The organism is Janthinobacterium pasteuri (genome assembly GCF_051380775.1).
GTDB lineage: Bacteria > Pseudomonadota > Gammaproteobacteria > Burkholderiales > Burkholderiaceae_D > Janthinobacterium.
Map to the genome: position 1 here is coordinate 25,614 of NZ_JBNYXS010000016.1, position 20,476 is coordinate 46,089.

Sequence of the window (20,476 nt, forward strand, 5' to 3'; positions counted from 1 at the left end):
CAGGCCGCTGTGTCGGGACGCCGATTGTAGCGCGCACATGGAAAACTGGCGCGACCGCTGGACAAATGCACAGTATTTTTAGCCATGCCGGTATAATCACGGCATGCAAAATCTTCTTCACAACCTCAATCCCGAACAATTGGCTGCCGTCACCTTGCCGGCCCAGCATGCGCTGATCCTGGCTGGCGCCGGTTCGGGCAAGACCCGCGTGCTGACCACCCGCATCGCGTGGCTGATCCAGACCCAGCAGGTATCGCCGCCCGGCATCCTGGCCGTGACCTTTACCAACAAGGCCGCCAAGGAAATGCTCACGCGCCTGTCGGCCATGCTGCCGATCAACACACGCGGCATGTGGATCGGCACCTTCCACGGCCTGTGCAACCGCTTGCTGCGCACGCACTACCGCGACGCCGCCTTGCCGCAGACCTTCCAGATCCTCGATTCGCAGGATCAGTTGTCGGTGATCAAGCGCTTGTTGAAGGCGAACAATATCGATGATGAAAAATTCCCGCCGAAGACGGTGATGTATTTCATCAACAACGCCAAGGACCAGGGCTTGCGCGCCACGGACGTGGAAGCGTACGACGCGCACGAGCGCAAGATGGTCGAGCTGTACCAGCTGTACGACGACCAGTGCCAGCGCGAAGGCGTGGTCGATTTTGCCGAATTGCTGCTGCGCACGTACGAATTGCTTAGCCGCAATCAACCGCTGCGTGAACATTACCAGGCGCGTTTCCGCCACATCCTCGTGGACGAGTTCCAGGATACGAATAACCTGCAATACAACTGGCTCAAGTTGCTGGCCGGCCACGGCAGCCGCGATGGCGGCGCCCTGTTTGCCGTGGGCGACGATGACCAGAGCATTTACGCGTTTCGCGGCGCGAATGTCGGCAACATGAGCGCCTTCGAGCACGAGTTCCAGGTCAAGAACTTGATCAAGCTGGAGCAGAACTATCGCTCGCACGGTCACATTCTCGACAGCGCTAACGTGTTGATTGCGAACAATAGCAAGCGCCTGGGCAAGAATCTGCGCACGGACGCGGGCCATGGCGAGCAGGTGCGCGTGTATGAAGCCAGTTCCGACTTGCAGGAAGCGCAGTGGATCATCGAAGAGGCGAAAAGCCTGATCGCCGATGGCGCCTCGCGCAGCGAAATCGCCATTTTGTACCGCTCGAACGCGCAGTCGCGCGTGATCGAACATGCGCTGTTTTCAGCCAGCATTCCGTACCACGTGTATGGCGGCCAGCGCTACTTCCAGCGCGCCGAGGTCAAGCACGCGATTGCCTATTTGCAATTGATGGACAATCCGCACAACGATTCGGCCTTCCTGCGCGTGGTCAATTTCCCTACGCGCGGCATCGGCATGCGTTCGATCGAGCAATTGCAGGCCGCTTCCGAGCAATATGGCATTTCGCTGTACGCATCCGTGCCGTATGTGGCCGGCAAGGCGGGCAGCGTGCTGGCCGGTTTCGTGAAACTGATCGAGGGCGTGCGTTTCGAAACGCAGCAGCTATCCTTGCCCGAAATGGTGCGCGTGGTACTGGAAGCGAGTACCTTGCTGCAGCATTATCAGAATGAAAAGGAAGGCGCCGACCGCATCGAGAATCTGGAGCAAATGGTCAGCGCGGCCAGCCAGTTCGCTTCCGAAGAAGGTTACGGCCAGGCAGCACCGGCGCACCTGGGGCCTGCCGCCCAGGCGCAGTCGGGCGCGCCCGTCGTCAACCAGGATGGCATCGAGATTCTGGACGCCGACGCGCCGTTGCCGGCCGTGATGTCGCCCCTCTCGGCCTTCCTCTCGCACGCGTCGCTGGAAGCGGGCGATAACCAGGCGCAGGCGGGCCAGGATGCCTTGCAGATGATGACGGTGCACTCGGCCAAGGGCCTGGAATTCGACAACGTCTTCATTACGGGGCTGGAAGAGGGCCTGTTCCCGCACGAAAGCAGTTCGAAGGAAGACAATGGCGTGGAAGAGGAACGCCGGCTGATGTATGTGGCGATCACACGCGCGCGCAAGCGGCTATATATGAGCTTCTCGCAGACGCGCATGCTGCATGGCCAGACGCGCTACAACATGAAGTCGCGCTTCTTCGACGAATTGCCGGAAGAATCGTTGAAATGGCTGTCGCCGAAGGTGCAGGCGAACTGGTTCGGCAACCGCAAGTCGGCCTGGGACGAGGCGCCCCGCGTGGCCAGCCTGGGTTCGGACAATGCGATTGCGCAAAAGATCGCACAAACAGCCACGGGCGGCGGCTGGCGCATCGGTGAATCGGTGGCGCACGCCAAGTTCGGCGAAGGCGTGATCGTCAACATCGAAGGCGGCGGTGGCAATGCGCGCGCGCAGATCAACTTCGGCCAGCATGGCATGAAGGTGCTGGACCTGGGCATCGCGAAACTGGAACGGCTGGGACGCTAAATGCCGGGGTCAGACCCCCGGCCATGTTAACGCCAAGCTTTGCGTTAGCGGTGTTGAGGGTCTGACCCCAGCTTTAATTTTTGTCCAGCGACACCGTCTTGCTCTCATCGACGGGCAGGCCGAAGATCTGGCGGTAGGCGGCGTAGAACGAGCAATGCATGATGATGGTGAGTATCATCGACAGCGGCATCATCAGCTGCATCATCAGCGGCGTGCGGCCAAAGATGACGGCCAGCAACTGGCTGGTGACAACGCTGATGGCAAACCAGGTGGCGGCGAAGACGATGAAGGCCGACAGCGAACGCCAGACGGCGAAAAAGCTGAAGAACAGCGATTTGCCCAGCCCGGTTTGTTTCCAGTAAATCAGCGGTGCGGCAAAGCAGAAGGCCATGGCGGCCGGCACGTACAGCATGATGGCCAGCAGGATGCCCAGGCCCAGGCGCGATTCGGGGATGGCGGTGCGCGCCGCCTCTTCCGTCAGTTGTCCCGTGACCAGTTGCCACAGCAAGCCATCGTCCACCAGAGTCGAGGCGCCGATGGCAACGATGGCCATCAGGATGTACAGCAAGCCCAGTCCGAACAGGGAAGGAAAGGCCGGCTTGCGGAAGCCCGAGATCAGCAGGCTGGGCAGGACGCGCTTGCCCTGGTCGATATTCAGGCAGCCTTGCACGAAGGCCACGGAAAACACGGGGACGAGGATGACGGGCAGCAACTGGCCGAGCAGGGGCACGATGCTGACGGCCAGCATGCAGAACATATAGCCGAGAAACAGCATCGACATGCCGCCAGGTTGCTTGCGAAACAGGGCGAAGCCCTGTTTTACCCATTGCCAACCTGTACTTGCAGGTAATTTTTCCATGTTTAAAACAGTTCCGGTGCAGGTGTGGCGATACGTTCGCGCAGAATGCGTTCGAAATGCGCCGGATCGTGCGGGGTCAGCATTTCCGCTTCGCGCGGCTGGTAATAATCGTACAGGCGCGACAGCCAGAAGCGCAGCGCAGCGGCGCGCAGCATTGCTTGCCATGCCGTCTGTTCTTCGTGCGTGAACGGGCGCACGGCCCGGTAAGCGTCGAGCAGGGCGCGCACGCGCACCGTGTCGAGCACGCCCGTGGCGAGGTCCACGCACCAGTCGTTGACGGTGACGGCCACATCGAACAGCCAGGTGTCGCAGCCGGCAAAGTAAAAGTCGAAAAAGCCCGTCAGTTGCTCACCGTCAAACATGACATTGTTGCGGAACAAGTCGGCATGCACGGGACCGCGCGGGATGGCTTTATAGGTATCGCAGGCAGCAAAGGCGTCCTGGAAATGGATTTCCGCGCGCAGCAGATGCGCCCTGGCATCATCGAGGTGGTGCAAGACCAGCGGCGTGGTGGCGTTCCACCACGCAAGGCCCCGCAGATTCGGCTGCTGCAAGGGGAAATCGCGCCCCGCCAGGTGCATCTTCGCCAGCATGGCGCCGACAGCTGCGCAATGCACGGCTTGTGGCGCCATTTGCGAGCTGCCGTCGAGTTTGCTGACGATGGCGGCCGGCTTGCCTTGCAAGGCCGTCACCAGTTCGCCGTCGGCATTGGCGATCGGCGCGGGCACCAGCACGCCCCGGTCCGCCAAATGACGCATCAGTTGCAGATAAAACGGCAATTGCTCGAAGCTGAGATTCTCAAAGATCGTCAGCACATACTCGCCGCGCTCCGTGCTCAGGAAGAAATTGCTGTTTTCGATGCCGGACGCGATGCCTTTGAGCGCCAGAGGTTTGCCGAGTGGAAACTGCGTGATCCACTGGCCGATATCGTCCAGGTGTAGCGCGGTAAAAACTGCCATGGGAAAGAGGGGAATGGTCTAAAAGGTCAAAAAAAGCCGGCTGCCCCGCAGGTGGCCGGGGCAGGGCAGAAGAGAGTGGCTGCTTACTTCGCTGCTGCAGGCGGTGCTGGGGCGTCCGCTGCCTCTTCATCGCGTTGTTTCTGTTTTTTCTTGCCCAGGTCGAATTCCAGTACTTTCCATTGCGGGCCGCGCAGGGCGTTGCCGTTGGCCTGGTCGGCGCCGGCGGCCGGTTTCATGTAATAGGTGCTGCCGCCCGTGGTGACTTTCACTTCGCTGGTGACGCCCGCTTCGCGTTTCTCGGTAATCTGCTGCTTGGCGGCAGCCGGTGTCACGGTGATGGGTGCTTCGCCCATTTCCTCGATACGTTCGAGCTGTGGCGGCGCTTCGCTCGGTTTGGCCGGCGTTTGGGCACTGGCAAAGGCCGAACATGCCAGCAGGGGCAGGGCGAGGAATGTCCAGAGTGTCGATGTACGCATCATGATGGGTTCGCTTCCATGTGTGGGACTGCAGCGCATGCAGTGGTGTAATGCCGTCAATTTATCTATAGGGCATTGTAACAAACTGGTAGGCAATGCTGCTTAACACGGCTGATTAAATGCGCGGAAATAGGCGCTGGCCGCCGGCCAGGCGGCCAGGCGGGGTACCCGCCGTGTCAAACTGCGCAAAAAACGCGGGCCGCGTCTCCGGTGGCCCGACCCTAAACTCTGCGATAATTGGGCGATATTTCACCCGTCTGCCGCTGTTTCCCCGGCTGGCGCGGCTCACCTTATTTTATTGGCATTATGCAAAACACCCTGCTGTTAGTCGACGGTTCCAGTTACCTTTATCGTGCCTTCCATGCGCTGCCCGACTTGCGCAGCCCGGACGGCTATCCCACGGGCGCCATGCACGGCATGGTCAATATGCTGCGTCGCCTGCGCGCCGATTACCCGGCTGCCTACATCGCCTGCGTGTTCGATGCGAAGGGTAAAACTTTCCGCGACGATATGTATCCCGAATACAAGGCCACGCGCGCCTCGATGCCGGACGACCTGCGCCTGCAGATCGAACCGATCCACGAAGCCGTGCGCGCCATGGGCTGGCCGATCTTGATGGTCGACGGCGTGGAAGCCGATGACGTGATTGGGACTTTGGCCGTGCAGGCGGCTGCCGCTGGCATGAACGTGGTGGTGTCGACGGGCGACAAGGACCTGGCGCAGCTGGTCAACAGCCAGGTGACCCTGATCAATACCATGAGCAATGAAAAGCTCGACGAAGCGGCCGTGCTGGCCAAGTTCGGCGTGCCGCCGAACCGCATCATCGATTATCTGTCGCTGATCGGCGATACCGTCGACAACGTGCCGGGCGTGTCGAAATGCGGTCCGAAAACGGCTGTCAAATGGCTGACCTTGTACGACAGCCTGGAAGGCGTGATGGAAAACGCGGCCAAGGTGGGCGGCGCCGTGGGTGAGCACCTGCGCACGGCCCTGCCATGGCTGCCGCAGGCGCGCGCCTTGATCACCGTCAAGACCGATTGCGATCTGTCCGGCCACATGACGACGATCGCCGACTCGCTGGTGGCGAAACACGAAGACAAGGAAGCGCTGCTGGCCTTCTTCAACCGCTACGGCTTCAAGGCGCTGCTGCGCGAACTGGGCGCGGCGCCACCGCCGATGTCGCCAGTCGGCGCACCGGTAGCCACGACGAATACCACGGGCGACATGTTTGCCGATGCCACACCAAAGGTGGAAGCCGTGTATGAAACCGTGCTGACGGACGAGCAGCTGGATAAATGGCTGGCCCTGATCGACGCGGCGCCCCTGACGGCCGTCGACACGGAAACCACCTCGCTGGAACCGATGACGGCGCAAATGGTCGGCATTTCCCTGTCCGTGGCCGAGCACGCCGCTTGCTACATCCCGCTGGCGCACGACTACGCGGGCGCGCCCGAGCAATTAACGCGCGAACATGTGCTGGCCAAATTGCGTCCGTGGCTGGAAGACGCCAAGAAGCCCAAGCTGGGCCAGAACCTGAAATATGACAGCCACATCTTCGCCAACCATGGCGTGATTCTGCGCGGTATCGCCCACGATACCCTGCTCGAATCGTATGTGTTCGAATCGCACAAGAAACACGACATGGACAGCCTGGCCCTGCGCCACCTGAACTACACGACGATCCCGTTCGAGGAGGTGTGTGGCAAGGGCGCCAAGCAGATCACCTTCAACCAGGTGGAAGTGGAGCAGGCGGCGAAATATGCGGCCGAGGATGCCGATGTGACCTTGCGTTTGCACAATGCCATGTGGGGTAACGTGGCGATCGATGAAAAGCTGACTTTTATCTATGAAAAGATCGAGATGCCGACGGCCGTGGTCTTGCAAAAGATTGAGCGCAACGGCGTGCTGATCGATGACGAGTTGCTCAACATCCAGTCGGCCGAGCTGGCCGTGAAAATCCTCGAACTGGAAAAGAAGGCGTATGAACTGGCCGAGCAGCCGTTTAATCTGGGTTCGCCCAAGCAGATCGGTGAAATCTTCTTTGAGAAGCTGAAACTGCCGGTGGTCAAGAAGACCCCGACGGGCGCGCCGTCGACCGATGAAGAAGTCTTGCAAAAGCTGGCCGAGGATTATCCGCTGCCCAAAGTGCTGCTGGAATACCGCGGCATGGCCAAGCTGAAGTCGACGTACACGGACAAATTGCCGAAGATGATCAACGTCACCACGGGCAGGGTGCACACGAACTATGCGCAAGCCGTGGCCGTGACGGGGCGCCTGGCGTCGAACGACCCGAACTTGCAGAATATCCCCATCCGCAGCGCGGAAGGCCGCCGCATCCGCGAAGCCTTCATTGCGCCACCGGGCAGTCAGATCGTCTCGGCCGACTATTCGCAAATCGAATTGCGCATCATGGCGCATATTTCGGGTGATGAAGCCATGCTGCGCGCGTTTGCCGACGGCATCGACATTCACCGCGCCACGGCGGCCGAGATCTTTGGCGTGCCGGCCGCGGAAGTGCAGAGCGAACAGCGCCGCTACGCCAAAGTCATCAACTTCGGTCTGATCTACGGCATGAGCGCGTTTGGCCTGGCCGGTAACCTGGGCGTGGACCGCACGGCCGCGCAAAGCTATATCGACCGTTACTTCGCGCGTTTTTCCGGCGTGAAACAGTACATGGAAGACACGCGCCAGCAAGCCAAGGCGCGCGGCTACGTGGAAACCGTGTTCGGCCGCCGTTTGTGGTTGCCTGAAATTAATTCACCGAACGGTCCGCGCCGTCAGGGCGCTGAACGGGCGGCGATTAACGCACCCATGCAAGGCACGGCAGCCGACTTGATCAAGCTGGCCATGATCGCCGTGCAAGGCTGGCTGGAAACGGATGGCTTGCAGACGAAGATGATCATGCAGGTGCACGATGAACTGGTGCTGGAAGTGCCGGATGCCGAGCTCGAATTGGTCAAGCGCAAGCTGCCGGAATTGATGGCCGGCGTTGCCGCGCTGAAAGTACCGCTGACGGCCGAAGTAGGGGTTGGAAAAAACTGGGACGAAGCGCACTAAATTTAAACGCAGCATTTTCAGGAGAGACGCATGAGCGACATGATCACCGATTGTGAAAGTTTGCTGGGCCAGAGCAGCTTGTCCGGGCCGGATGGCCGGCGTGGTTTCCTGAAGGTGGCGCTGGGGACGGGCTTTGCCGTGGCCGTGTTGCCCGTGGCGGCGCAAAACGTCATCAAGACCGATTCCGCCGGGCTCGTCGCGGCCAGCATGTCGGTGATGGTCGATGGCCAGGCCGTGCCCGTGTATGCGGCCCAGCCGGAAGGCAAGACGGGCTTGCCCGTGATCCTGGTCATTTCGGAAATCTTTGGCGTGCATGAACATATCGCCGACATGGCGCGCCGCTTCGCCAAGCAGGGTTATCTGGCATTGGCGCCCGATTTGTTCGTGCGCCAGGGCGATCCTACCAAGGTGGCCAGCATCGCGGAATTGATGAAAGGCATCATCGCCAAGACGCCGGACGCGCAAGTGATGGCGGACCTCGATGCTGTTGTTGCGTGGGCGAAGCAGAATGGCGGCGACACTAGCCGCCTGGGCATCACGGGCTTTTGCTGGGGCGGCCGCATCACCTGGCTGTACGCGGCGCACAATCCGGCCGTCAAGGCGGGCGTGGCCTGGTATGGCCGCCTGGTGGGCGAAGCGACTCCCTTGCAGCCGAGCAACCCCATCGATATCGCCGCCAGCTTGAAAGTCCCCGTGCTGGGCTTGTATGGCGGCAAGGATACGGGCATCACGCAGGAATCGATCGCCAGGATGAAGGACGCGCTGGCCAAGGGCGGCAACAAGTCGGAATTCGTCGTCTACCCCGATGCAGGCCACGCCTTCAACGCTGATTACCGCCCCAGTTATGTGGCCGCCGATGCGAAAGACGGCTATGCGCGCTGTCTGGCCTGGTTCAAGACACACGGCGTGGCGTGACGTCGCAACAGCAAAATACCTAAATTTTCCAGAAGTTGAACCGAAAGGCGTACCGGGCTGTAAAATGCCCGGTGCGCGTCAATGCAGTACAATTGCATCTTCATCGCGCTACGCTGCCGCCAGACGCGCAAAAAAATTAAATAATAGATAACAACGCATTCATCAGGCCAGACGCCAGCATCGCGGCGCCAGTGACCCGGCGCCATTTTGAGGTAAAAAAATCATCGATCCCGTCCTTATATCCATTTTGCTCGCGACTACGCTCGCGGGCGTGTTGAGCATTACTGCGGCGGCGATCTTTTCGTTTGCATTCCTGTCCAAGGTGGTCGAGCGCATGGTCAGCTTGTCCGTCGGCATCATGTTGTCGACGTCGCTGCTGCATGCCTTGCCCGAAGCGTTCGAGTCGCAGGCCGATCCGCGCAGCTTGTTCGCGACCTTGCTGGCGGGCTTGCTGGCCTTTTTCATGCTGGAAAAATTCGCCATCCTGCGCCATTCGCACCACCATGAAGGCGATGGCCACCACCATGCGCACGGCCACGACAAGCACGAGGCGGGCAAGGCTGGCTGGATGATCCTGGTCGGCGACGGCATGCACAACTTTACGGACGGCATTTTGATCGCCGCCGCCTTCCTGGCCGACCCGAAGCTGGGCCTGGTGACGGGCCTGGCCATCATCGCGCATGAAATCCCGCAGGAAATCGGCGACTTCATCGTGCTGCTCAATGCGGGCTTCTCGCGCCTGCGCGCCTACATCTTCAATCTGCTGTGCAGCCTGATGGCGGTAGCCGGTGGCTTGCTTGGCTATTTCACCCTGGACCGCGCCAGCAACCTGATTCCTTACGTGCTCGTGTTCGCTTCGTCCGGCTTCATCTATATCGCCTTGAGCGACCTGATGCCGCAGATGCAGCGCCGCGCCACCTTGCGCGAAACCATTCCGCAAGTGCTGTTGATCGCGCTGGGCGTGTGCATCGTGCTGTTCCTGACGCATAAGCGCCACGGCGGTTGATGCGCGGCGCTGCCGGGTGTAGTATTGCCTTTCTGACTAACTTGCACAGAAAGGAGGAAAATATAATGGAAGAAAACTTGTTGCTCGCCTTGTGGCGCGCACGCTCTTTAAGCGCATTTGCCAGCTCTTGCCCACGTTCTATCGCGCTGCGATAACCTGGCCAGAGCAAAGTTACCCTCCTGGACTAGTCCTTTCCTGGTACTCCGTTGTCGTTAGCGCTCCTGTTAACGCGGATGCTTGCATCCCGAACAAAGACAAGAGCCATGACTACCCTTATCTCTACCCAAGCTTTACAGCTGGATACCCACGACGGTTTCCTGTCCCATGAACTCGCCTTTACCTTGCGCCAGGGCGACCGCATCGGCCTGATCGGCCACAATGGTTGCGGCAAATCCACCTTGCTGGGCTTGCTCAGCGGCACGCGCGAAGCCACGTCCGGCACCATCCATGTCGCCCGTGCCTGCCGCTTGCAGCACGTGGAGCAGCACTTGCCGGCAGAACTTGCCAGCCTGAGCCTGTACGACGCCTTGCTGGCGCCCGTGCTGGAGCAGCCCGAGCTGCATTGGCGGGTCGACAGCCTGTTGGCCGAACTGGGCTTTGACCTTGAAACGGCGCAAGTGCCCGTGCATTCCTTGTCCGGCGGCCAGCACACGCGTCTGCTGCTGGGGCGCGCGCTGCTGCAGGAGCCGAACGTGCTGCTGCTGGACGAACCGAGCAATCACCTGGATTTGCCATCGCTGCTATGGCTGGAGCAATTCCTGTTGAGCTGGTGCGGCGCCTTCATTCTCGTCTCGCACGACCAGCGCCTGCTCGACAACGTGGCCACGCGCAGCTGGATATTGCGCGATAGCCGGCTGTACGATTTCGACTTGCCGTGCGGCCCCGCGCTGGCGGCGCTGGCCGAAGCCGATCTTGCCGCTGCCGCCCGCCATGCGGCCGAGCAGAAGGAAATCGACCGCCTGTCGGCCAGCAGTGCCCGCCTGGCCCTGTGGGGCCGCACCTATGACAATGAAGACCTGGCGCGCAAGGCCAAGACCATGCAGCGGCGCATCGACAAGTTGAAGGATGCGCAATCGTTCGTCAGCGATGGCGCGCCCTGGCGCTTGTGTTTGCGCGGCAAGGCGCTGGCGGCCGACCAGTTGCTGGCGCTGGACGAACTCGATGTGCGCGCCGTGCCGGCCTCTCCCGTGCTGTTCCAGGTCGGCCAACTGTGGCTGAAACCGGGCGACCGCATCGCCTTGCTGGGCGCCAACGGCAGCGGCAAGTCATCCTTGCTGCGCCTGTGCTGGCAAGCGGTACAGGCACAGGAGGAACGGGCGGACTTGCGCTACCACAAGGCGGCCAACATCGGTTATTACGACCAGTCGCTCAGGCAACTGGCCGATACGGCCGACCTGTCCGACGCCCTGTACCCGTTTGCCGTGCAAAACGAGGCGGCGCGCAGCCAGGTGGCGCGCAGGCAGGCCTTGATTGCGGCCGGTTTTCCGTATGCGCGCCATGGTCAGACGGTGGCCACCCTGAGCGGCGGCGAGCGGGCGCGCCTGTTGTTTCTGGGACTGTCCCTGGCCAGCTACCATTTGCTGCTGCTCGATGAACCAAGCAACCATCTGGACATGCAGGGCAAGGCGGAACTGGGGCAAGCGCTGCTCGGCTTTGCGGGCGGCTGCTTATTGGTGTCGCACGAACGCGACTTGATCGAGACGGCATGCAATCGCTTTTGGGTGGTGGCCGATGGCCATCTGGAAGAGTGGCCCGATGCCGCCAGCGCGTATGCCCGCCTGAGCGCGGAAGATGGGCAGGCGTTGACACCTGCTGCGCGCGTGGAGAATGCGTCTGCGGTACTGACGGACATCGACGTGCAGCTGGAGCGTTTGTGCGAACTCGAGCAATTGCTGGCCGAGGACCAGGCCCGCAAGCCGCGCCACCAGAAGCCGTCCAGCCAGCGGACGTGGCAGGCGGAAATGGAACGCTTGAATCAAGCGCTGGGGATAAGCTCGTAGTTATCCACCGGACATGAAAAGCGGACCGTGTCCGCTTTTTTTAGTTCCCCGTCGCCACCGGCCGCGCCGGATCGGCGCACCATTCGCTCCACGAGCCCGGGTACAGAGCCGCGCCAGGCAAGCCGGCCACTTCCAGTGCCAGTAAATTGTGGCAAGCCGTCACGCCGGAGCCGCACTGCAGGATAGTAGATTCAGCCGTGCTGATCAGGCCCGCGAATTCCTGCTCCAGTTCTTTAGCGGATTTGAAGCGGCCGTCCGCCTGCAAGTTATCCTTGAAGAAACGGTTCTTCGCGCCGGGGATATGGCCGCCCACTGGGTCGATGGTTTCGTTTTCGCCGCGATAGCGGTCGGGTGCGCGCGCGTCGAGGACGCTCAAGGCCTGGGTTTCCAGGTTGGCGACGAGGTCCTGCACGCTGACCGTGCGCGTCAGGCTGGCTTTTTCCGTGAGCGTGCCCGCTGCGCGGGGCGCCACGGGCGTGACCAGCGGCAAGCCTTGCGCCTGCCAGGCGGCCAGGCCGCCGTCCAGCACGGCGACGGCCGGATGGCCGACCCAGCGCAGCAGCCACCACAAACGGGCGGCGAACATGCCGCCCTGGCCGTCATAGGCGATGACTTGCGTGTCGTCGTTGATGCCCCAGCCGCGCAAGGTGGTCAGCAGGGCGTTACGGTCCGGCAAGGGATGCCGTCCCGTAAAGTCCGCGCCGCGCGCCGTCTTCGGGCCGGACAGGGCCGTGTCGATATCGGCAAACTGCGCATTCTGGATGTGGCCGGCGGCGAACGCATCGCTGCCGGCAGTGGGGTTGAGCAAGTCGTGGCGGCAATCGAGGATGACCCAGTTGCTGTCATTCAGGTGGCTGGCCAGTTCGTTGGCCTGGATCAAGGTGGTGTACATCAGGAACGCTCCTTTACACTTCGCTGGCGATGGGATCCGTGCGCGCGATGGCGGCGCCACGGGCCGTGTTGCGGGTATTGTAATAGGTTGCCGCGATACCGGAGGCGAGGATGATGCCGATGCCGGCCCAGCCATGCCAGTCGAACAGGTCGCCAAAGATCACCACGCCCCAGAAGCTGGAAAAGACGATTCCCGTGTATTGTAAATTAGCAACCACGAGAGTTTTGCCCAGGCGATAGGCGCGCGTCATGGCCATCTGCGCCATGGTGGCGCACAGGCCGATGGCGGCCAGCAAGCCGATGCCGTAGGCGCTCGTGTGCGCGTGCCAGACGACGGGGCCGCCGCCGGCGCTGGCCACATGGCCGATCACGCCGGCGAGGAAGTTGACGACCGAGAAATAAAACACGACCCGGTATTCGGGTTCGCCCAGCAAGCCCAGCTTGCGCACCTGCAAGTAGGCGAGGGCCGACAGCATGCCGGAAATCAAGGCCGTGACGGCGCCGCCCAACTGGTCCGTCTCGAACACGGGTTGCAGCAGCAGCGTCACGCCGACAAAGCTCATGGCAATGGCCGCCACCAGCGGCCACTCGACCTGTTTCATGCCTTTCCACCAGCCACCGGCCAGCAGGATCACGGCGATCCAGATGGGCGCCATGTAATTCAGGGTCATGGCGGTCGCCAGCGGCAAGATAGCAATGGCATAAAACCACAGCCACAGGGCGATCACGCCCACCACGCCGCGCCACAGATGCTGGCCCGGCATCGTCGTTTTAAAGCTGCCGCCCTGGTACAAAATCGTGCAGCTCATGACGGTCATGCCGATGATGCCGCGGTACATGACGATTTCGGAGGTCGAATACAAGTCCGACGCCAGTTTCACGCACACGCCCATGATGGCGAACATGAAACTGGCGAACAACATCCATAGCGATTGCATAAGTAATCCTGACGACGAAAATGAAAAAGGCCGCGCAATGCGGCCCTTGAGGGAATTACAGTTCGATATTATTGCGGTACCACTCGTGGAAGTGCTGCATGCCGTCTTCCATGGGCGATTGGTAAGGCCCCACTTCGTTTTCGCCACGCGCCATCAGGACTTTGCGGCCGGCATCCATGCGCTGGGCGATTTCATCGTCCTCGACGCAGGTTTCCATGTAGGCAGCCCGTTCCGCTTCGACGAAGTCGCGTTCGAATAACACGATTTCCTCGGGGTAATAGAACTCCACCACATTGCGCGTCTTTTGCGGGCCATCGGGCCACAGGGTAGAGACGATCAGCACGTGCGGATACCATTCGACCATGATGTTCGGATACAGGGTCAGCCAGATGGCGCCGTACGGTGGTGCTTCGCCGCCACGGAATTGCAGCACCTGCTCCTGCCATTTTTTATACGCAGGCGTACCGGCCTGCTGCAGGCCGCGGTGCACACCCACCGTTTGCACGCTGTAATCCTTGCCGAATTCCCAGCGCAGGTCGTCGCAGCTGACAAAGCTGCCCAGGCCCGGGTGGAACGGTTCCACGTGATAATCCTCGAGGTAGACTTCGATGAAAGTCTTCCAGTTGTAGTCGCACTCGTGGATTTCCACGTGGTCGAACATATAGCCGGAAAAATCGAGGTCTTTCGAGACGGACAAATCTTTCAATTTTTCCATCACGTTGTAGCCGTTTTGCTCGAACAGCAAGCCATTCCAGCTTTGCAACGGTGTTTTCGACAGGTTCAGGCACGGCGTCTCGGGAAAATGCGGCGCGCCGATCAATTCACCCTTGAGGTCGTAGGTCCAGCGGTGCAGCGGGCAGACGATATGGTTCGCATTGCCGCGGCCATTGAACATCAGCGCCTGCCGGTGGCGGCACACGTTGGACAGCACTTCGATGCCATTGGCGTTGCGCACGAGCATGCGCCCTTCGTTCTCAGACGCCAGGGTCGCAAAATCGCCGGTTTCCGGCACCATCAGCGCATGCCCGACATAGCGCGGGCCGGCTTGGAACAATTGCTGCATTTCACGCTGCAACAGCGTTTCGTCAAAATAGACGTGGACCGGAAGTTGCGCGTTTGAGCGCGCCAGCTTGGCGTGAGTAGCCAGATCGGACATCCCAACCCCCCATAAATGTACAACGGTCAGCAGTGCCCCAGGCCTATCCCTGGGCAACCGCTACAGAGAGAAAGAATCCGCAAAGACCTGAATTCAAATTTGTTGAAACGGTATTTCGGACAGAACCGGCGATTATAGCGCGTATCGGCCTCGGCATTGCCAAACCCTCCCGGTAAATACGCTATTAATGAGAAACATTGTCATTTACCGTGCAATTTCCGGCCGATGGGGGCGATTGCGCTAGAATTCACTGCCAAGCTGGTAACGTCTTCCCCGTTGAGCACGCCGATTGCGCTTTAGTTTTCACTTAATAGTGTGGTTTGTTCTAAAATAACGCTTCTATGCTGGCCGGGAGTCCCCGGCGTCTCCCTACATACCCCACGTGCCACGAAGAGATCTGAGTCTATGTCGAAGAAATTAACTGCCGCTGCCGCAGCGCCGGCCTCGTTTGAAGAGGCAATGGCGGAACTGGCGCAGCTGGTAACGCAAATGGAAGCGGGCCAGTTGCCGCTGGAAGCATCGGTCGCGGCGTACCAGCGCGGCTCGGAACTGGTCAAGTATTGCGCCACCCAGCTCGACAGTGTCGAAGCGCAGGTGAAAGTACTCGAAGGCGACATGTTGAAACCGTTCGTGGATGCCGGCGAGGCCGCCCTATGACGGCCAGCATGCAGCAAGACGGCGTGACCTTCGGCGACTGGATGCAATCGACCCAGTCCGGCGTGGAAGGCTGGCTCGACCAGTTTTTACCTTCGGCAGACGCGGTGCCGCACAAGCTGCACGCGGCCATGCGCTACGCGTTGCTGGGCGGCGGCAAGCGCGTGCGCCCGCTGCTGGTGATGGCAGCCGGCGAACTGTTTGATGCCGATCAAGATACCCTGGCGCGTGCCGCGTGCGCGCTGGAAATGATTCACGTGTATTCGCTCGTGCATGACGACATGCCGTGCATGGATGACGATGCCTTGCGCCGTGGCAAGCCCACCGTGCACATCGCCTACGATGAAGCGACGGCCCTGCTGGTGGGCGACGCGCTGCAATCGCAGGCGTTCATGCTGTTGGCCGACGGCGCGGCGATTCCGCCCGCGCGGCAAATGGCGATGCTCAAGCTGCTGGCGCACGCGTCTGGCTCGTTTGGCATGTGCGGCGGCCAGGCGATCGACCTCGACAGTGTCGGCCTGGCCTTGAGCCTGCCGCAGCTGGAACAGATGCATCAACTGAAAACGGGCGCCTTGCTGCGCGCGGCCGTGATCCTCGGTGCGCTGGCGGGCAAGGATTTGACGCCAGACGAGATGACGGCGCTGAACGCCTATGCGCGCGCCGTCGGCCTGGCGTTCCAGGTGGTCGACGACGTGCTCGACGCGACGGCCGATTCGGTCACTCTGGGCAAGACGGCAGGCAAGGATGCGGCGGCTAACAAGCCCACCTACGTATCGATACTGGGGCTGGAACCATCGAGAGCCCTGGCAGAACAATTGCGGTGCGACGCCCATGCGGCGCTGGCGCCATTCGGGGACAAGGCACGCCGCCTGCGCGAGCTGGCAGACCTGGTCGTGCAGCGGAAGGCATAAATGAAACTGTTAGAAACCATCAATGAACCAGCGCAAGTGCGCAAGCTGGCCCGCTCGCAACTGGTGCCGCTGGCCCAGGAACTGCGCAGTTTCCTGCTCGATTCCGTTTCCAAGACGGGTGGCCACCTGTCGTCCAACCTGGGCACGGTCGAGCTGACTGTCGCGCTGCACTACGTGTTCAACACGCCGCACGACCGCATCGTGTGGGACGTGGGCCACCAGACGTATACACACAAAATTTTGACGGGCCGGCGCGAGCGCATGCACACCTTGCGCCAGAAAGACGGCATTTCCGGCTTCCCGAAGCGCGACGAAAGCGAATACGACACGTTTGGCACGGCGCACTCTTCGACGTCGATCTCGGCCGCGCTGGGCATGGCGCAAGCCGCCAAGATCAAGGGCGACCCGCTGCATGCGATCGCCGTGATCGGCGACGGTTCGATGACGGCCGGCATGGCTTTCGAGGCGATGAACAATGCGGGCGTGCAGGAAGACGTCAACCTGCTGGTGATCTTGAACGACAACGATATGTCGATCTCGCCGCCCGTGGGCGCGCTGAACCGCCACCTGGCGCGGCTGATGTCGGGCCAGTTCTATGCGGCGGCGAAAAATGTCGGCAAGTCCGTCTTGCCCGGCCCCGTGCTGGAACTGGCGAAGCGCTTTGAAGAGCACGCCAAAGGCATGGTCGTGCCCGCCACCATGTTCGAGGAATTCGGTTTTAACTATATCGGCCCCATCGATGGTCACGACCTCGATTCGCTGATCCCGACCTTGCAAAATATCAAGCAATTGAAGGGCCCGCAATTCCTGCACGTGGTGACCAAGAAGGGCCAGGGCTACAAACTGGCCGAGGCGGAACCGATTCTTTACCACGGCACGGGCAAGTTCAACCCGGCCGAAGGCATCAAGCCAGCCACGGCGCCGGGCAAGATGACGTACACGGAAGTGTTCGGCAACTGGCTGTGCGACATGGCCGCGCACGACAAGCGCCTGGTGGGCATCACGCCGGCCATGCGCGAAGGCTCGGGCATGGTCAAGTTCGAACAGCAATTCCCCAACCGTTATTTTGACGTCGGCATTGCCGAGCAGCATTCCGTGACCTTCGGCGCGGGCCTGGCTTGCGAAGGTCTGAAACCCGTCGTGGCCATCTATTCCACCTTCCTGCAGCGCGCCTACGACCAGCTGATCCACGACGTGGCGCTGCAAAACCTGGACGTGACGTTCGCGCTGGACCGCGCCGGCCTGGTGGGCGCCGACGGCGCCACGCACGCTGGCAACTACGACATGGCGTTCCTGCGCTGCATCCCGAACATGGTCGTCATGGCCGCGTCCGATGAAAACGAATGCCGCCAAATGCTCACCACGGGCTACCACTACCCGGGCCCGGCCGCCATCCGCTATCCGCGCGGCGCTGGTGCCGGCGCGCCCATCGTGCCGGAACTGACCAGCATCGAGATCGGCAAGGGCGAGCTCAAGCGCCACGGCAAGCGCATCGCCATCCTGGCTTTCGGTTCCATGGTGGCACCTGGCGTGGCGGCCGGCGAGAAGCTCGACGCGACGGTGGCCAACATGCGCTTCGTCAAGCCGCTCGACGTGGCGCTGGTGAAACAGCTTGCCGCTGAGCATGATTACCTGGTGACGGTGGAAGAGGGCTGCATCATGGGCGGCGCCGGTTCGGCCGTGGCCGAGGCCCTGGCAGCCGAAGGCATTGTCAAGCCGATTCTGATGCTGGGCTTGCCGGACGTCTTCATCGACCATGGCGACCCTGTGCAACTGCTGAAAAGCGTGGGCCTCGATGCCACCGGCATCGCCGCGTCGATCGAGCAGCGCTTTGGCGGCAGCCAGCCGCGCCTGACCGCCGTCAGCTAAGTCGTTCACGCAAGACAGAAGCGGCACTGCGGTGCCGCTTTTTTTGCGCGCAGGAATTTTACGCTGCACTGCAACATTTTTCGCCCGGGAATGCTACGATGTCGCTTTGATACCTTCTCAAAGTCCACCTTGCATTTCAGGAAACTCCACCGCCGTTTGCGTGCACTGGCCGGCCGCTGGCTGACGGGCATGCACGCCTATACCGACAAGCTGGCGCAGCGCCGTCCCCTGTGGATGGTCACGCTGGCCATCGACGAAACGAATCTGTCCGAGGGGCTGCGGGCCGCCTGCGCCTCCAGCGCCATGTTGCTGCTGGGTCTGCTGTTCGACAACCCCGATTTTTCCTGGGCCGCCATCGGCGCCTTCTGGACCTGCCTGGCCGACGCGGCCGGCACGCGGCGCATGCGCTTCGTCTCGATGCTGGGCTTTGGCTTGCTGTCGACGGTCGCCGGCGGCCTGACGGCGCTGGCGGCCGGCCATGGCGTGGCGGCGGCGGCCATCGCCGTGCTGCTGTTTTCCTGGGCCGGCGCGCTGGCGCGCATCTGGGGCGCGGCCACGGGACAAGTGGCCATCCTGGCGGCCACGGCCTGCGTGGTGATGGTCACGCACCCGCTTGAGTCGATGACGCAGACGGCGCCTTTCCTGGGGCTGTACATGTTTGGCTGCCTGTTCGCCACCGTGCTCAGTTTTACCGTCTGGCGCATCCACCCGTTCGGCCCAAGCAGGCGCGTCATCCGCGCCGCGTATTCGCGCCTGGCCGGCATTGCGCGCGACAATGCGCGTTTCCTGGCGCAAGGCCCCGCGTTGCCGGACGCTGCCGCGCATGGCGCCAGCTACCGTTCGCAGGCGCGCGCCGCGCTGGAAGCTGCGCGCGTGGCGCTAGCCGCCGTGCCGCCCGCGCGCGCTGGCCGCAGCGCCCTGTACGACAACTTGCTGCTGGCGCTTAGCGACGCCGAGCGCATCTTCGCCTATCTGATCGCTGTCACGCATACGTGCGAGCGCGAGCAGCAGCGCCTGCGTCAGGACCCGCGCGCGCGGCGCAGCCTGGAAGTGATGGCCGTGCTGCTGCGCCGCCTGGGGCAGAGCGTACAGCGCCAGCCGGAAACGCCACCCCTGGCTCTGCAGCGCCGCCTGGCGGCGTGCGGACGGCGCCTGGAAGCGGCGCTGGGCGCCTTGCTGCCGCTGCGCCTGAACGTGGAATTCATGGAACTGGGCTTGCCGCGCGCGACGCAGTTGCCGTGGCGCGAAGCGGCTTTCCTGGCGCTGGGGCAGGCATGGCAAACGGCGAAAGTCAACGCCACGCCACAGTCGCTGAGCTGGCGCCACGCAGCGCGCGTGTCGCTGGCGACGACGGCCGGTTTCCTGCTGGTCGAGGCGCTACACATTCCGTTCGGCTACTGGGCCACCATGGCGACCTTGCTGATCTTGCAGCCATCCGTGTCGACCACCTGGCCGCGCGGTATCGAGCGCGTCGCGGGCAGCGTTCTGGGCGCCGTGCTGGCTGTGCTGATCGGCCTGGCCGTCCACACGCCGCTGGCAATCTCGCTGGTGGTGTTTCCTCTGATCGTCGCTACCATGGCCTTGCGCCGAGTCAGCTACAGCCTGCACGTGCTGTTCATGACGCCCGCCTTCGTGCTGGTGGCCGACTATGCGGCGCCGGCCAGCGAGATGGTGTATGCCGCCAGCCGTCTGGGCAACAATGTGCTCGGTTGCATGCTGGCCCTGCTGGCCACGTTTTTCCTGTGGCCGGACCGCGAGGCGGACGACCTCGATCAGCGCCTGGCGAAAGCCGTGTCGGCCAACCTGAAATACCTGCTGGCCGTGCTGGCGGCTGGCGGACGCTGGGATAGCGCCATCGCGCGCCTGCGCCGCGAGGCGGGCTTGGCCAGCAATAACGCGGAACAAGTGTTGCAACGCCTGCGCATCGAGCGCCGCCTGGACCGCAGCAGCGGCGTGGGCCTGGCGGCGCTGCGCACCTTGCCGCTGCTGCGCCGCGTGGCGGGCAGCACGGCGCGCATCAGTTTGAGTCCCCAGGCTGAGCCGGCGCCGCCCGAATTGCAACGCTGGATTGCCGAGGTCAGCGGGGAAATCGATACCTTGCTGCGCGGTGCGGCCGATGCCAGCACGCCTGGTCCGTGCGTTGCCCACAGCCTGACCCCGCTGCAAGCCGATGCCGTGGCCCAGGTGCAGTTGCTGCGCGGCTTGCTGCGCGAGCATGTTCAAGTCGAAGTTCAAGCGCAAGGGGTGCCGCAAAAATTGATGCAGGCCGCAGACTAGGGGCAGCCGTACGCTGTCCTGTGATGACTGCCATGACGCATTGTTCTCATTTAGCGCTGGCAGTATGGATATCGGGCAGGGCAGGGCAGCGTGGT

General features: G+C 62.0%; 15 protein-coding genes. 9 read left to right on the forward strand and 6 right to left on the reverse strand.

Annotated features, from left to right (window positions below; translation table 11 throughout):
* Positions 1-103 precede the first annotated feature (103 nt).
* Positions 104-2,413 carry a UvrD-helicase domain-containing protein gene (locus tag ACQ4WN_RS16615; protein WP_436552542.1) on the forward strand — a complete coding sequence of 770 codons (2,310 nt, stop codon included), beginning with the start codon at positions 104-106 and terminating at the stop codon, positions 2,411-2,413.
* Positions 2,414-2,486: 73 nt separating this feature from the next.
* Here the strand turns inward: ACQ4WN_RS16615 and ACQ4WN_RS16620 are convergent, their stop codons facing one another.
* The 3 genes from ACQ4WN_RS16620 to ACQ4WN_RS16630 all read right to left on the reverse strand — a co-directional run bounded on the left by ACQ4WN_RS16620 (position 2,487) and on the right by ACQ4WN_RS16630 (position 4,710).
* Positions 2,487-3,272, reverse strand: coding sequence for a BPSS1780 family membrane protein (locus ACQ4WN_RS16620; protein ID WP_436552543.1), 786 nt, complete (start codon positions 3,270-3,272; stop codon positions 2,487-2,489).
* A gap of 2 nt (positions 3,273-3,274) precedes the next feature.
* Entirely contained in the window at positions 3,275-4,231 is a 957-nt protein-coding gene (locus ACQ4WN_RS16625; protein ID WP_436552544.1) for a homoserine kinase, read from the reverse strand.
* 83 nt (positions 4,232-4,314) lie between these two features.
* Positions 4,315-4,710, reverse strand: coding sequence for a hypothetical protein (locus tag ACQ4WN_RS16630; RefSeq protein ID WP_436552545.1), 396 nt, complete (start codon positions 4,708-4,710; stop codon positions 4,315-4,317).
* Positions 4,711-5,013: 303 nt separating this feature from the next.
* Here ACQ4WN_RS16630 and polA point away from each other — a divergent pair, with 303 nt between their 5' ends.
* The 4 genes from polA to ACQ4WN_RS16650 all read left to right on the forward strand — a co-directional run bounded on the left by polA (position 5,014) and on the right by ACQ4WN_RS16650 (position 11,685).
* On the forward strand, positions 5,014-7,764 hold the full coding sequence (gene polA / locus ACQ4WN_RS16635; RefSeq protein WP_436552546.1) for a DNA polymerase I: 2,751 nt from the start codon (positions 5,014-5,016) through the stop codon (positions 7,762-7,764).
* 30 nt (positions 7,765-7,794) lie between these two features.
* Complete coding sequence (locus ACQ4WN_RS16640; RefSeq protein WP_436552547.1) at positions 7,795-8,679, forward strand: dienelactone hydrolase family protein; 885 nt, start codon at positions 7,795-7,797, stop codon at positions 8,677-8,679.
* A gap of 247 nt (positions 8,680-8,926) precedes the next feature.
* A complete protein-coding gene (locus ACQ4WN_RS16645; protein ID WP_071079461.1) occupies positions 8,927-9,685 on the forward strand; it encodes a ZIP family metal transporter in 759 nt (252 codons plus the stop codon).
* Between the two features lie 263 nt (positions 9,686-9,948).
* The gene (locus ACQ4WN_RS16650) at positions 9,949-11,685 is read left to right on the forward strand and encodes an ABC-F family ATP-binding cassette domain-containing protein (protein ID WP_436552548.1); all 1,737 of its coding nucleotides are present in this window, start codon (positions 9,949-9,951) and stop codon (positions 11,683-11,685) included.
* Positions 11,686-11,725: 40 nt separating this feature from the next.
* On the opposite strand, the gene ACQ4WN_RS16655 is transcribed toward ACQ4WN_RS16650, so the two are convergent.
* The 3 genes from ACQ4WN_RS16655 to ACQ4WN_RS16665 are packed head-to-tail and all read right to left on the reverse strand — an operon-like array spanning position 11,726 to position 14,670.
* Entirely contained in the window at positions 11,726-12,577 is an 852-nt protein-coding gene (locus ACQ4WN_RS16655) for a sulfurtransferase (RefSeq protein WP_436552549.1), read from the reverse strand.
* Positions 12,578-12,590: 13 nt separating this feature from the next.
* Positions 12,591-13,514: a DMT family transporter gene (locus ACQ4WN_RS16660; RefSeq protein ID WP_436552550.1), complete on the reverse strand. Its 924-nt coding sequence runs from the start codon at positions 13,512-13,514 to the stop codon at positions 12,591-12,593.
* A gap of 55 nt (positions 13,515-13,569) precedes the next feature.
* Positions 13,570-14,670: an aromatic ring-hydroxylating oxygenase subunit alpha gene (locus ACQ4WN_RS16665; RefSeq protein ID WP_436552551.1), complete on the reverse strand. Its 1,101-nt coding sequence runs from the start codon at positions 14,668-14,670 to the stop codon at positions 13,570-13,572.
* Positions 14,671-15,075: 405 nt separating this feature from the next.
* Between ACQ4WN_RS16665 and ACQ4WN_RS16670 the strand changes: the two genes are divergently transcribed.
* The 4 genes from ACQ4WN_RS16670 (at position 15,076) to ACQ4WN_RS16685 (ending at position 20,381) form a co-directional block, all read left to right on the forward strand.
* A complete protein-coding gene (locus ACQ4WN_RS16670; RefSeq protein WP_010394784.1) occupies positions 15,076-15,327 on the forward strand; it encodes an exodeoxyribonuclease VII small subunit in 252 nt (83 codons plus the stop codon).
* The gene (locus tag ACQ4WN_RS16675) at positions 15,324-16,235 is read left to right on the forward strand and encodes a polyprenyl synthetase family protein (RefSeq protein WP_436552552.1); all 912 of its coding nucleotides are present in this window, start codon (positions 15,324-15,326) and stop codon (positions 16,233-16,235) included. The genes ACQ4WN_RS16670 and ACQ4WN_RS16675 overlap by 4 nt, the downstream gene beginning before the upstream one ends.
* Complete coding sequence (gene dxs / locus ACQ4WN_RS16680) at positions 16,236-18,104, forward strand: 1-deoxy-D-xylulose-5-phosphate synthase (protein WP_436552553.1); 1,869 nt, start codon at positions 16,236-16,238, stop codon at positions 18,102-18,104.
* A gap of 156 nt (positions 18,105-18,260) precedes the next feature.
* Complete coding sequence (locus ACQ4WN_RS16685) at positions 18,261-20,381, forward strand: FUSC family protein (protein ID WP_436552554.1); 2,121 nt, start codon at positions 18,261-18,263, stop codon at positions 20,379-20,381.
* Positions 20,382-20,476 lie beyond the last annotated feature (95 nt).